Below are 13,433 nucleotides of genomic sequence, written 5' to 3'. Positions count from 1 at the left end.
CGGACGGCGATGTCGACGTGCAATAGGTCCGGCGATTGACTGGTCGCCGGGCCAACGTCGCGGATGCAGATTTACAGGAGCCTGCCATGAAGTTCGGATTTATCGGCGCCGGCGTGGTCGCGCAGACGATTGCACGCCACGTACTGCTGTTCGGCCATGAAGTCTTGCTTAGCAACAGCCGCGGGCCGCAGACGCTCGCCGCTGTCGTGGACAAACTGGGTCAAGGTGCGGCCGCTGGCACCCCGCAACAGGCCGCGGACCAGGACGTCGTCGTGCTGAGCGTTGCCTGGGCCGATGTCCCAGAGGCACTTGCGTCGGTCCCCGACTGGTCGGGACGTACCCTGATCGACGCCACCAACCGTATCGAGCGTAACAATCCCCGCGATCTCGGCGATATCTCCGGTCGCACCTCGAGCGAGATCGTTGCCGACCAGGCGCCGGGCGCCAAGGTAGTCAAGGCGTTCAACACAGTACCGATGGCGTGGATCGATGATCCATCGCCCAACAGGCTGAAAACCGTTCTCTTCATCTCCGGCGACGATGCCGTCGTGAAGCAGGCGCTGGGCGAAGTGCTCGAACAGGTCGGCTTCGCCGCTGTCGATCTCGGTTCACTGGCGATCGGTGGCCGGCTGCAGCAAGTCGGTGGCCCGTTGGCGGCTCTCAACTTGACCCTCGTAGACCGGTTCGTGCTGTGAAGGCGCTGGCTTACGAGAAGGCCCATGTCCTTGACGCTTTTGCGATCCAGGACATGGACATCGCCGAACCGCAGCTGGGCGATGCTGACCTGCTGGTCGACATCCGTGCGGTGGGCGTCAATCCAGGCGAGGCGTATATCAGGAGCGTGCGCAGCGCCGCAGCAGGCGGGCGCGTCGTGCTCGGCTGGGAATTCGCCGGGATCGTGATCGGAGTAGGTTCGGCCGCCTCCGGTTTCGCGGTCGGCGACCGCGTCATGGGCACCGGCGACGTCACCCGCGATGGCGGCTGGGCCGAGCGGCTTGCCGTCGACCATCGCCTCGTCGCCCAGATTCCCGATCAGCTTTCCTTCGTCGATGCCGCCTCCTTGCCCATCGGTGGCCTGACGGCATGGGAGTCGGTGTTCCGCGATCGCGATACGCTGCCGACCGGCGTTGAGCGTGTGCTCGTGGTCGGCGGCGCGGGGGGTGTCGGCTCGCTGGCGACCCAGTTGCTCAAAGCCAGGACAGGCGCCTTGGTCATCGCCACCGCCTCACGCCCCGAATCGAGGGAATGGTGCGAGGCGATGGGGGCCGATTTGGTCGTCGCCGGCCGGCTGCGCCCGATCGTGACGACCCCGCTCGACGGTCTCACCCCCCGGAACATGAAGACGGCGCACGAGCTGCTCGAAAGCAAACGAACGATAGGCAAGATCGTGATCGTCGCCTGACCATTCATCGCTTGGCCGGGAATCCGCGCGGATAGCTTCGCGACGGCACCTTACCCACACCATTCACCAACCAAAAGGAAACACCATGCCCAGGATTCTCGTCACCGGCGCCAGCGGCAATATCGGGCGACTGACCCTCCAACATTTGTTGAAGCGCGTGCCCGCCAGTGATCTCGTCGGCCTGGTCCGCGATCCCGCCAAGGCGACCGACCTTGCCGCCGCGGGGATCGAGATCCGTCAGGGCGACTATTTCGACTATGATGGACTGGTGCGAGCGTTCGAGGGAATCGCAAAGGTCATGCTCGTGTCCGCCACGGCCTTCACCGATCGCAACACCCAGCACCAGAACGTCATCAGTGCGGCGCGGCAGGCCGGCGTCAAACACATCGTCTACATGCCGATCATCCGCGAAGCAGAATCTGCCTTCACCTTGCCGGATATCACCGAGCAGGACCGCTTCGTCGAGGAGCAACTTAAGGCCTCAGGCTTGACCTACACGCTCGTGCGCCACCCGCCATTTCTCGAGAGCGTCGCATTCTACATCGGTGGCAATGCCCTGGAGACCGGGGTGCACGCGCCGGCCGGTGCGGGTAAGGCGGGGTATGCCAGCCGTGACGAACTGGCAGAGGCACATGCCGTTGTGCTGAGCCAAGCCGGTCACGAGGGCAAGACTTACTCGCTGTACGGCGATCCGGCCGTGTCCTTCGCGGATGTTGCACAGATCCTGTCCGATATCAGCGGCAAACCGGTACCGTTCGTTGCCAGCTCTGATCAGGACTACATCGCCCACCTCGTCGCAGCGGGTCTGCCCGAGTCGGCCGCCGGCTTCGCGCTCGCGTGGGTGCAGGGCGTCAACGCAGGTGCGTGGGACGGCAAGACGGGCGACCTGGAGCACCTCCTCGGCCGCAAGCCGACGACGGCGGCCGAATTCCTGCGCGCCACCTATGCGGCACGCCAGGCTTAAGAGCATGATTTAAACAGCGATCCGATCGGGAACACCGAGTTTGGCGGGGTGGGCGAGCGAGCAACGTGCCATCCCGCCGCGAGGAGGTCCGCCTTTTTCTCGAATGCGGTGCCAAAGGCGAATAGCGTCGGCCGGTCCGTAGCCCATCCGCCCTCGCCTACTTTGCTTTCAGCAGGGCACTAATGTTTGGACCTTCCGGAACATCCCTACGTGTTCAACATTTGCCATACATCCGCTTGGCAAGCACGGAGGCCACAAGTGCTTTGGACAATAGCAATTATTCTGCTCATCCTGTGGGCCGTAGGACTAGCGTTCAAAGTGGCTGGTGCGCTGATACACCTCCTTCTTGTGATAGCCTTGATCGTGGTCCTCATGAAGCTGTTCACCGGTCGAAAAGCTTCATGACATGACAGCTAGGCTCAGGACTCGTTGACGTCCCTGTTGTAGGCGACGGGAACCTCGCGGCTCCGGCTTGATGGGATGCTAGTCCGCCTCCGCCTATTGAGCTGCAGTTGGCACAAGCCGGAAGTCGTTGCCTTCTGGTAGCAGTTGACCACCGTCCACAACGATAGTGGTACCGGTTATGTAGCTGGCTTCGTCCGACGCCAGGAAAAGGAAGGCGTTGGCCACGTCGCGCACTGAGCCCAACCGGCCCAGTGGAATGGCTGCGACCATCGAGGCTATATGAGCGTCGCCGCGCTGTTCCTGAATGCCCTCGGTCAGGATATTGCCCGGCTCTACCCCGTTGACCGTTATCCCGAAACCAGAGAATTCAAGCGCTGCAGAACGGATGAGGCCGTTTATGCCAGCCTTGGTAGCCCCATAATGCCCGTGCCCAGGGCTGGTGACGTAGGGGCCGGTGATTGAGGACGTAAACAATATCCGGCCATAGCCTTGCGACTTCATGGGCCGCAGCGCCGCTTTTGCAGCGTTGAAGCTGCCGCGCAAGTTAACGGCCATGACACGGTCCCAGTCCTCAGACGTGGTGTCTTCGATGAGCTGCCACGGGTAGATGCCGGCATTCTGCACGATGATGTCGAGCCGGCCAAAGGTCGAGATAGCGAGATTTACCGCTGCTTCGGCATCGACGTATTTGCTTATATCTGTGTGGATGAAAGTGACGCCAAGCTCCTTTGCAGTCGCACTGCCCACTTCTGCCTCCCAGTCGGCAAGAATGACATTAGCGCCCTCCTCGATGAAGCGGATGACTATTCCCTTGCCAATACCCCGCGCAGCACCGATCACCAGTGCGGTTTTTCCTTCCAGACGTCCGGTCATGCCAGTTGCTTTCGAATGGTTTGCTTAAGGGTATCCAGCAGCACGGCAGCAAGCACCAGCAAGCCGTGGATTACCTGGGTATAGTGAGCGGGTAGTCCCATCAGATTGATTGCCGTGTTGATCGAGGATAACAGCAGCACTCCAGCGTAAACTCCGGGAAGTGCACCCAGGCCACCCTTGAGACTGACACCGCCGATCACCACAGCCGCGAAGGCGTTGAACAACATGCCCGCACCGAGGTTCGCCGTGGCGCCCGACGTGCGGATCGCTAGCAGCCACCCAGCCAGAGCAGCGATCGCGCCGGAAAGAATGAACGCAATCATCAGCACCTTGTCGACCTTGATGCCGGCGCGAAACGCTGCCGCCTCATTACCACCGATCATCAACAGGTGACGGCCCAAGCGTGTCTTGGCCATCATGAAGGAAAAGCCGACGAAGCAAAGAATGGCTATGTAGGCGGTGAGCGGAATACCAAGGAAACGTTGGATTGCAAGGAAACGAACCTCGTCGGCTAGGTTTTGTGCCGAGCGGCCACCTGAGGTCGCGACCACGAGCCCGCGAACCCAAATGAAACTCGACAGCGTGACGATGAAGGCGTTCATTTTGACTTTGACGACGAGGTAGCCGTTGAGCGCCCCGATCAACCCGCCGACCACAATTCCGATCAACAGTGAAGCCGGAACGACCAACCAGCCAGGTGTGAAGGTGATACCCATCCCGATGCCGGAAGACGCGAACAGGATCCCGGTTGCCATGGCGCTGAGCGCCGCTACCGATTCTACCGATAGGTCCATGTGGCCCGCGATAATCACCAGCGCTAATCCGATCGACATGACGCCGAGCACGCTGGACTGCTCTATGATGTTGGCGAAGATGCCAGGCTGAAAATAGCTCGGCACGGCTGCCGAAAAAATGGCAAGCACAGCCAGCAGCATGAACCAGACAAGATTGTCGAGCACGAACTCAAGACTGCGGCGTTGACTTTGCTGCATCACGGTTTCTCGAAATGTTGGCTGTTGGAGCTCCTCCCAAATTAGGGAGGAGCATTGGCGAGAACTATTCGACTGGCGTAATCGGATCAGCTGGCGGCTTAAGATTGCCCCAGAACGCTGGATTATCAACGTTTTCGGCCGTGATGGCAGCACCCGGGATCTTGATGGTCGGTCCCCATTCTTCCACGCTCACCACCGAAGGAAGGCCAAGCACATCGTATTCGCCGGGTGCAATTTCTTCCCCGGCAACGATCTTGTCCATGAACATGGCTACGGCCGCTGCCTGGGCATAAAGCGGCTGTTCGACTTCAACTTGCATCCAACCATCGCGGATCAATTGCAGTGCCACCGGTGCGCCATTGGAGCTCATCACGTAGACGTCGCCCGGCTGCTTGCCGGCAGCTTCCAGAGATGCGACGGCCGCCACCGAAAGGTGAGCCGCATGGCTAAATACGATATCGATATCCGGATTGGCGAGGAGTTGGTCGGACACGATCGTGCCTGCGTTGCTTGCCTCCCACATCATTGCCGGCTGGCTGATGATAGTCACTTCGGGGAACGCCGCCATTCGTTCCTCGAACCCTTTCTGGATATCAAGTGTATAAGGATCGCCTGGGTCGCCCAGGACCTGCAATACCTTGCCCTTCACCGATCCGTTCTTTTCTGTGAGGAGTCGCTCCACCTCATCGGCAGCGACATAGCCGATCTCCACCGTACCCGCGACTGATGTGAAGTCCGAAACGGTCGATGATATCTGTCGATCGAACTGGATCACCGGAATACCGGCTTGCCGAGCAGCATCAACTGAAGGTGCCAGTGCGTTGAAATCCACAGCGGCGAGAATGATCGCCTTGGGCGCCAAAGCTATCACGTCGTTCATCTGCGATTGCTGCAGGTCAGTCTTGTTGTCGGCATTCAGCGTGGTCAGATCGTAGCCAACCTGTTCGAGAAACATCTCGAGTGCACTGACCGAACCGGTCTGGAACTCGTCGAGAAGAGTTGGAACCATGTAGTAGACCGCGCCTTTTTCTTGGGCATAGGCGGGGTGCAGGAAACCGGCAGTGCCGGCCAGGAGAACTAAGCCGTATCTCAACAAATGCTTCAATTCGTCGCTCCTTGAGCCGGATCGCTACTCCCCCACGCCCTCGCCCGGTCCGGCACCGGTCAGGGTTTCGCCGGTGATCATGCCGATCACTGCGTCCGCGTTTGTCTGCTTGGTGGGCACGTCTCCAGCAACGACGCCCTGCCTTATGACGACCATGCGATCTGCCACTTGAAAGGCCTGTTGCATGATATGAGTGATAATGACGACGCCAATCCCCTGCGCCGCTACCTTGCGGATCATTTGCAGACCACGTTTCGTCTGCTCCACTCCTAGTGCCGCAAAGGGCTCGTCCAGCAGCACAAGCTTGCCGCCCCAGTGAACAAAGCGATTGAGCTCGATGGCCTGCCGTTGGCCGCCGGAAAGATGCTCCACCTTAGTGCGCAACGACGGGATGCGGGTGCCGGCATTCTCCATAGCGGCCGCAACCTGCTCTTCCATTCGCCTTTCGTCGAGCACCTTGATGCCCATCATCGATCGGGTGAGTTCCCGGCCCATAAAGAAATTGGCGACCACGTCGACGTTGGTGCAGAGGGAAAGGTCCTGGTAGACGGTCTCGATACCAGCCGCCTTGGCTTCAGATGGTGATTTCGGGCGAAATTCGCCCCCCTCGAAGTGCATGCTGCCCGAGGTTGCCTCAAGCCCTCCCGAGATGATCTTGACCAGGGTGGACTTTCCGGCACCGTTGTCTCCCAACAGAGCAATCACCTCGCCCTTGCCGATAGAGAACGACACCCCCCGTAGCGCCTGAACCGCCCCGTAGTTCTTGGTAACCTTATCGAGAACAAGCAACTGATCGGTCATGCCGCTATTCCGGTCGAAAAGGGATCGCGCTTCTTGCGAGTGGGGGAAGTCGCGAGTTCCTGCCGTGGCGACAACACTCCACTTACCGCTAGAGCTGCTGCCCCGCGCAGCATTGACTGATGACCAGCCGAGGCGATGACGCGCTGCGTGGTCCGGTCGTAGCGGCTGGAAATAGATGTAGGCAGGCGCTCGGTCGTCGCGACAAGCGCCTCGATTAACTCGGCTGGCGCCATACCGCCGAGAACAATGGTTTGCGGATCGAACAGGTTTTCGATCGTCTGGATGGCACGATGGAAAATCGGGGTGACTTCGTCGACCCACTCAGCCAAGCTTTGCCCATGAGGGCGATTGTTGAAGCTTTCAAGCGAAACATAGCGCTCAAGACAACCTTCATTGCCGCAGGGACATGGCGAGCCGCCTGGCACGGCGGAGATATGGCCGATTTCGCCGGCGTTGCCCCATGCACCTCGGATCGGAATTCCATCCTGCATCATGACGCCGCCCAATCCTGCGCCGAAATGAAGATAGTAGAACTGAGGAAATGAACCGCCTTCACCATAGAGGCGAACCCCAACTGCGGCCGCCACCGTGTCGACGGCAATGAAGCCAGGCAGCCTGGTGACCTCCTCAAGCCGGGCATGCACGGGTACACCTGACCATCCATCGAGGGTGGTTGGACCTACAAAGCTCATGGCCTGCACGTCAAACGGCCCGGGCATCGCGAAACCCACGCCAAGGATACGCCCGTCCGGACGCAAGGCCCGCATTTCAGCGACCAAGTCCTCAATCAAGGCAAAAGCCTCGTTTGGTGCTGGATGGTTAGATGGACGTGTTGTACTGCCGAGCATGTCGCCGGCAAGGTTCATCAGAGCAGCAGCGACGCCCAGCGGCGTAACAGATACCCCGATAGCATAGCCGCCGTCGGGATTGAGCCGCAGCGTAGTCGGTGGAAGTCCGCGCCCCTTAGGTGCTTCGCGCACCGACAGAACATACCCGAGTTCTTCAAGTTCCCGCACTATGGTGGAAACCGTCTGCACAGTCAGGCCCACCTGATCGGCAATGGCACCACGAGTTATCGCGTGGTTGCTGCGAATACACTCAAGGACGATGCGCCGATTGAGCGGCCGAGCCTTCTCCTGATTTGTACCCCTCATCGCCATTGTTGTGCCCCTCAGCATCTGGAGACTGGCACCAGCCAATTATTATGTCAAATGGAATTCAGAAACACAGCGCTTCTTGCTTCCTTGCTATTTTGACGAACGTCCATTCAAGGGCTGCTTACATGACTTCAGTGGAGTGGCATGAAGACTGGCGGCCTTTTTGTTAGACATCCGTAATCTGGCGGTCCCGCTTCTATCGGAACTATTCACGCTTAGAAGGCGACAGGGTATATGGGTCAGTACTTTGAGCCTTCTAGAGCATCAGCTGGGAGCTGGCGGATTGAGCAATAAAGAAGCTACTACCGGCCTTCTTGGTCTAGTTGCCGGGGCTGCTGGGGGCTTCATTTTCGGCAGCACTTACAATCTCATAGGCGCCTTGATCCTGGCTTTACTCGGCGCAAGTGTTGGTTGGACCGTTGGCAGAATGCTATGGCATTAAGTTGGTTGATCAGCCGCCGCATCCGGTAGCGGATGAACGGCATCCACAGCTTTCAATCTCCACGCTTTGTCAATCCAACGGCCGCAATGGGCTCGCTTGCTGACCGGCGATTGTGGGGAGGGTTGCGGACTGGCGGCTTCCAGAGGCCACGTAAGGTAAGCTGGCCTCCTTGACCTCACAATCACCATAGGGTGATCGTTTCTTGGCAAAGGGAGGGTCAGATGCACGTCGACGGATCGTGTCACTGTGGGGCAATACCGTTCGATGCGGCCATCGATCTCCAAAAGGTTCACATATGGCGCCGCCAACGGCGCCAAACTACAAGTTTACCCTGCACTCTGGTCGGGCCTTCAACGGAGCGGACAAGCGCGACCTTCTGCAGCTTTCCGCAGACCTATGCTCGGTCGGCTTTGTTGTGGTTCAACGCACCACCACAGGCTACTCGAAAGAGCTAAAGCCCATTTCGTTGCTTGAGCGCGCAATCGCGAGTATCGAGCTGACCGACTGAGCTTCGGCTGGTGGCTGCCGGTTAGCGGCCACCAGCACCTCTGTTTCCAGCAACGAGGGGAGCGTGAGCCATCCACCTCATCTGCTTTGGCTGGCCGGGCGTTCAGCCGACAGTTCGGCTGAAACAAACAGGTTCTCTGGCGTCGGTTTCTATCCCCGCCCCCGATAGGCCGGCACACCTGTGTCGGGCAGCCATACGTGCTGGGGTACAACCCCGGTCTGCCAGAACACGTCAATCGGAATGCCGCCGCGAGGATACCAATATCCGCCGATCCGCAGCCATCTGGGCTCAAGCAGACTCACCAGCCGGCGTCCAATCGAGACGGTACAGTCTTCGTGGAATGCGCCGTGGTTGCGGAACGAGGTCAGGTAGAGCTTCAATGACTTCGACTCGACCAGCCAGATGGTTTGCAGCAGGCCCAGCATCGCGTCCAGAACGGACATGCTCTCCCCCGGCATCGGCAGGGCGGTGTTTCGCGCCAGTTCCAGGATCGTCGCGACGTCCCGGCGCAGGGCCTGCGTGTCTTGATGGATCAAATGCCCGGCGTTGGGCTGGGCAAGCTTGGCGGTCGTGGTCATGATCATTCTCCATGATGGTGTTGAAATCGGCCTTCCTCAGACCGGATAGGCGATGAGCGGCACCAAGGAACTGACCATCCGGCCCCATCACCACCCATGTTGCCGGCTTCTCGCCTCGGGCGAGGGTAAGGCCGTGGGCAGCCAACCGCCCACGCAATTCCGCGCCGGTGGGCATGTCGGCACATGCGGCACGGATATTCTCGCGGACAAGGGCGAGGTCTATCCCGGCCCGTTTTGCTGCCTGATGCTGGACCGTGGTAAAGGCGGCCGCAGGCCGCTCGCCTTTACCCAGATGGACGGCCAACTGGTCGGCTATCTCTGCCTTGCCCTCAGCTCGAAGGGCGGCGAGGACGGCCAGATCATGCGCCCCGGCGATGATGGGATGGCCCAGCAAGATTTCAGCTTGGCGGGCGATCTTCTCATGCCGGGCATGATCGAAGCGCGACGATAGAACCCGTCCTGTCGCAGGATCCGTTTCCGGCACAACCAAATGCCAATGCTGGGTGGCGACATCGGCGACGGCACGGGCCTTGGTGTGTGCCACAATAAGGGGCGTTGCGGGGTCAAAACCGAACTCGGTCCCCAGCATGCCGACCACCCCGTGGAACTGCTGGCGGTCCATCTCCACCTGCGGCGCGATAATGAAATGCCGGACGGAATAGGTGCGGCCGAACCGGCGTGCATCGGCCACGGCGTCATCGAGGTCGGCAATCGCGCCCTGCACGATCTCCACCGCCTCGTTGTCGTCCGCATTGCTCAGATGCCGGGCCAGAGCGCCGGCCCCAGCCGAAGCCCTGAGGCGTGTGGCCTTGATGAGCATGGTCAGCGACCCAGCAGCATTTGGACATCGGCCCGCGTCTGCACCAGATCGTCGGTGCGGCCATGGCGAGCCTCGATGGCATTGATGCGGCGGCGCAGCGATGCGACGGCATGGGCATCATCGGATGACAGGGGCTGAGGCCGCTTCAGATGCGAGCGCAGGGCGCTACGGATCAAGGCCGAAACCGAGATGCCCCTTTCCTTCGCGACGCGTTCCGCGGCAGCCTTGTCTTCCGCTGGCAGCCGAAGCTCCATCCTCACATCATTCGAGCGCATACCGTACCGCCTTTCTGCTTTTGGGGTGCACGGGGGCTTGCCCCCTGCCCAGCTGTCCGTGCAACGGACATGGCTGGCCCCCTTCCTCAGGTTCGGCATAAGTATCGATGTGGTATTAGAATACCGCAATAGGCATGTACGGAAAAATCGACAAAGGACATGTGCGCCAGCACGCAGTTCGGCAGATCATCTGTCGGCGGGACGCTGCCCGTAGCCGCCATATAGCGAAGGGTGGCGGCCCGCTTACGATGCTGAGAATGCAATGAGAGGGTGGTTAGGAAACCGGAAACTTCCCCTAACCATGCTGTAGGCGCTATCGTTTGATTACTGGATAGTGGCGAAATGGCGAGGATTGCGGAGGCCTTGGATTTCATCATCGAAATTCTGGAAAGATGACAGGTCAAAGGCCGAAAGCTGGCCTGTGGCACAACGTTGAGCGATTTCTTGGCGTCATCATCCTTTTCCTGCTCGGCGCATTGGCCGTGAGGATCATAACGTGGTTCGCTACCCTCTGATCACTGTCTCGCCGTATCCAGTAGCAGCATTGAAATCTACCAAGCCCCTCGATGGCGATAGTGGGGGTGGGTAGCCGTCAGTCGGCTTTTGGCTTTGCAGATCAACACATAGACATAGCGTCGGAAGATTCCTTTCCCCTTGACCTTACCACTGCAGGAAGGTGCAAGGTCGGACAAAGGAGATCATCCATGTCTGCACCCCACACGCACAACGACCATGATCACCAGCACCATGACCATCATCATAGACGCGATGATGCGCTTGATAGCACGTCGGCGGCAAGAGATCCCGTGTGTGGAATGACGGTCAATCCGCTGACCGCACAGCACAAGGCGGCCTACGAAGGAACCAGCTACTATTTCTGCTCCGAAAATTGCCGAAGCAAGTTCACGGCCGAGCCGACCAAGTATCTGGGGGAAGTGAACGCCCCGACCAAAACGGCGCCGCCCGGCACGATCTGGACTTGCCCGATGCATCCAGAGATAAGGCGGAACGAACCCGGCTCTTGCCCAATCTGCGGAATGGCCCTTGAGCCGGAACTACCCACAGCAGAGACTGGGCCCAGCCCGGAGCTGCAGGACATGACGCGACGGTTCTGGGTGGGCTCGGCCTTGGCGCTACCGGTGTTCGTCCTGGAGATGACGGCGCATGTGATCGACCTGCACCATTGGGTGTCTGGGCAAACGCTCAACTGGATACAGCTGGTGCTGGCAACACCGGTTGTCCTCTGGGCAGGGTGGCCGTTCTTCGAACGTGGCTGGGGATCGATCCGAAACCGCAGCCTCAACATGTTCACGCTGATCGCCATGGGGATCGGCGTCGCCTGGATCTATTCGGTCGTGGCAACATTCCTTCCCGGGATATTCCCGGGCAACATGCGTGAAATGGACGGCGCCGTTCCTGTCTATTTCGAGGCCGCCGCTGTGATTACGGCGTTGGCTCTCCTCGGTCAGGTGCTGGAACTGCGGGCCAGGGAGAAGACCTCGGGTGCGATCAAGGCTCTGCTCAACTTGGCGCCAAAAACTGCCCGCCGTATTAGAGCGGATGGCTCCGACGAAGAGGTGGAGGTCGATGCGGTGGGTGTAGGTGACTGGCTGCGGGTGCGCCCGGGCGAACAGGTGCCGGTCGATGGCAAGGTCCTGGAAGGTCGTAGTGCAGTGGACGAGTCCATGGTGACGGGCGAGTCCATGCCGGTTACCAAGATGGAAGGAGCCAAGCTGGTTGCCGGAACAATCAACCAGTCTGGGGGTCTGGTCATGGAGGCGACTGGCGTTGGCCGCGACACCATGTTGGCTCGTATCGTGCAAATGGTGGCCACCGCACAGCGATCAAGGGCGCCTATCCAGCGCCTGGCGGATCAAGTCTCCGGTTGGTTTGTTCCCCTGGTGATCGGCATCGCGTTCGTGGCATTCGGCGCATGGATGATCTGGGGGCCCGAACCTCGCTTCGCCCACGCGCTTGTTGCCGCCGTGTCGGTGCTGATCATCGCCTGCCCTTGTGCCCTCGGTCTGGCTACACCCATGTCTATCATGGTGGGTGTGGGTAAGGGTGCCCAATCCGGGCTGTTGGTCAAGAATGCGGAAGCTCTGGAACGTCTGGAAAAGGTCGACACGCTGGTCGTGGACAAGACCGGCACCCTGACCGAAGGTAAGCCCAAAGTGACCCACCTTCTTCCAGCCGAAAGTTTCGATGAGCATACCCTGCTTCGTGTGGCGGCCAGCCTTGAACGCGCAAGCGAGCATCCGCTTGGTGTCGCCATCGTGGCTACCGCCCAGGAACGGGCCATTGAACTGTCTAACCCGTCAGACGTGGACTCTCCTGTGGGGAAAGGGTTGACGGGCATGGTAGACGGAAAGCGGGTGCTGATCGGCAGCGCCAAGTACCTCGCTTCCGAGGGCGTTTCGATAGACGACTGGAAGGGAAGGGCTGACAATGTCCGATCTGAGGGCGCCACGGTCGTGCTGGTGGCAATCGACGGAGAGGTTGCCGGGGGCATCGGTATCGCTGATCCGATCCGCCAAACGACAGCCGATGCACTATCGGCGCTGAGGTCGGAGAACATCCGCGTCGTCATGATGACCGGCGACAATGCTGTGACCGCAAATGCCGTTGCCCAGCGCCTCGGGATCACTGAAGTGGAGGCCGACGTGTTGCCAGAACGCAAGAGCGAAGTGGTCGAACGTCTCCGATCCCAAGGCAAGGTGGTGGCCATGGCTGGTGACGGTGTCAATGACGCACCCGCGTTAGCTGCTGCCGATGTCGGCATTGCCATGGGAACCGGAACCGATGTTGCCATGGAAAGTGCCGGGGTGACCTTGCTCAATGGGGACCTGATGGGGATTGTCCGTGCCCGCCGCCTGTCGCATGCAACGATGGGCAACATCCGCCAGAACCTGTTCTTCGCGTTTATCTACAACGCAGCCGGGGTGCCGGTTGCAGCAGGCCTCCTCTATCCGTTTTTCGGCATTACCCTATCACCAGCGATCGCTGCGGCGGCCATGGCGCTGTCCTCGGTCAGCGTGATCGCCAACTCGTTACGCCTCCGCAGCGCCAGCATTGGCTAGTTTGATGAACGTGCTCGCTGATCCTTGCGTG

At 59.9% G+C, this 13,433-nt stretch carries 13 protein-coding genes and 2 pseudogenes; 7 read left to right on the top strand and 8 right to left on the bottom strand.

The features are described from left to right. The first annotated feature begins 86 nt into the window (after positions 1–86). The 4 genes from C8264_RS09040 to C8264_RS22710 all read left to right on the top strand — a co-directional run bounded on the left by C8264_RS09040 (position 87) and on the right by C8264_RS22710 (position 2,771). Positions 87–695: an NADPH-dependent F420 reductase gene (locus C8264_RS09040; protein WP_108460666.1), complete on the top strand. Its 609-nt coding sequence runs from the start codon at positions 87–89 to the stop codon at positions 693–695. Beyond that, positions 692–1,402, top strand: coding sequence for an alcohol dehydrogenase catalytic domain-containing protein (locus tag C8264_RS09035; RefSeq protein WP_108460665.1), 711 nt, complete (start codon positions 692–694; stop codon positions 1,400–1,402). Before C8264_RS09040 ends, C8264_RS09035 begins: the two co-directional genes overlap by 4 nt. 85 nt (positions 1,403–1,487) lie before the next feature. Next, entirely contained in the window at positions 1,488–2,366 is an 879-nt protein-coding gene (locus C8264_RS09030; RefSeq protein ID WP_108460664.1) for an SDR family oxidoreductase, read from the top strand. A gap of 210 nt (positions 2,367–2,576) precedes the next feature. Next, positions 2,577–2,771: a lmo0937 family membrane protein gene (locus tag C8264_RS22710; protein WP_342748692.1), complete on the top strand. Its 195-nt coding sequence runs from the start codon at positions 2,577–2,579 to the stop codon at positions 2,769–2,771. Between the two features lie 93 nt (positions 2,772–2,864). Here the strand turns inward: C8264_RS22710 and C8264_RS09020 are convergent, their stop codons facing one another. From C8264_RS09020 to C8264_RS09000, 5 genes are all read right to left on the bottom strand, one after another. Then, positions 2,865–3,644 carry an SDR family NAD(P)-dependent oxidoreductase gene (locus C8264_RS09020; RefSeq protein WP_108460662.1) on the bottom strand — a complete coding sequence of 260 codons (780 nt, stop codon included), beginning with the start codon at positions 3,642–3,644 and terminating at the stop codon, positions 2,865–2,867. Further along, entirely contained in the window at positions 3,641–4,579 is a 939-nt protein-coding gene (locus tag C8264_RS09015) for an ABC transporter permease (RefSeq protein WP_245893007.1), read from the bottom strand. Before C8264_RS09015 ends, C8264_RS09020 begins: the two co-directional genes overlap by 4 nt. Positions 4,580–4,700: 121 nt before the next feature. Beyond that, the gene (locus C8264_RS09010) at positions 4,701–5,741 is read right to left on the bottom strand and encodes a sugar ABC transporter substrate-binding protein (protein ID WP_245893006.1); all 1,041 of its coding nucleotides are present in this window, start codon (positions 5,739–5,741) and stop codon (positions 4,701–4,703) included. A 24-nt stretch (positions 5,742–5,765) separates the two neighbouring features. Further along, positions 5,766–6,542: an ATP-binding cassette domain-containing protein gene (locus C8264_RS09005; protein WP_108460660.1), complete on the bottom strand. Its 777-nt coding sequence runs from the start codon at positions 6,540–6,542 to the stop codon at positions 5,766–5,768. Beyond that, positions 6,539–7,702, bottom strand: a complete 1,164-nt coding sequence (locus C8264_RS09000; protein ID WP_108460659.1) for an ROK family transcriptional regulator — start codon at positions 7,700–7,702, stop codon at positions 6,539–6,541. Before C8264_RS09000 ends, C8264_RS09005 begins: the two co-directional genes overlap by 4 nt. Before the next feature lie 734 nt (positions 7,703–8,436). On the opposite strand from C8264_RS09000, the gene C8264_RS08995 reads away from it, so the two are divergent. Then, the gene (locus tag C8264_RS08995; RefSeq protein ID WP_108460658.1) at positions 8,437–8,649 is read left to right on the top strand and encodes a hypothetical protein; all 213 of its coding nucleotides are present in this window, start codon (positions 8,437–8,439) and stop codon (positions 8,647–8,649) included. Positions 8,650–8,798: 149 nt separating this feature from the next. Here the strand turns inward: C8264_RS08995 and C8264_RS22500 are convergent. Continuing rightward, positions 8,799–9,050, bottom strand: a pseudogene (locus C8264_RS22500) (preQ(1) synthase); the annotation flags it as partial. Between the two features lie 229 nt (positions 9,051–9,279). On the opposite strand from C8264_RS22500, the gene C8264_RS08985 reads away from it, so the two are divergent. After that, positions 9,280–9,678: a hypothetical protein gene (locus C8264_RS08985; protein WP_108460656.1), complete on the top strand. Its 399-nt coding sequence runs from the start codon at positions 9,280–9,282 to the stop codon at positions 9,676–9,678. A 6-nt stretch (positions 9,679–9,684) separates the two neighbouring features. Here C8264_RS08985 and C8264_RS23050 read toward each other — a convergent pair. Then, positions 9,685–9,849: pseudogene (locus C8264_RS23050) on the bottom strand (hypothetical protein); the annotation flags it as partial. A gap of 200 nt (positions 9,850–10,049) precedes the next feature. Then, on the bottom strand, positions 10,050–10,322 hold the full coding sequence (locus C8264_RS08980) for a ribbon-helix-helix protein, CopG family (RefSeq protein ID WP_108460655.1): 273 nt from the start codon (positions 10,320–10,322) through the stop codon (positions 10,050–10,052). 704 nt (positions 10,323–11,026) lie between these two features. Between C8264_RS08980 and C8264_RS08975 the strand changes: the two genes are divergently transcribed. After that, complete coding sequence (locus C8264_RS08975) at positions 11,027–13,402, top strand: heavy metal translocating P-type ATPase (protein ID WP_108460654.1); 2,376 nt, start codon at positions 11,027–11,029, stop codon at positions 13,400–13,402. The last annotated feature ends 31 nt before the right edge of the window (positions 13,403–13,433 follow it).

Origin of the sequence: Devosia naphthalenivorans (genome assembly GCF_003056355.1) — a bacterium.
Taxonomy (GTDB): Bacteria; Pseudomonadota; Alphaproteobacteria; order Rhizobiales; family Devosiaceae; genus Devosia; species Devosia naphthalenivorans.
Note: the sequence above shows the minus strand (reverse complement) of the source record. Positions and strands in the feature narration are given on the sequence as shown.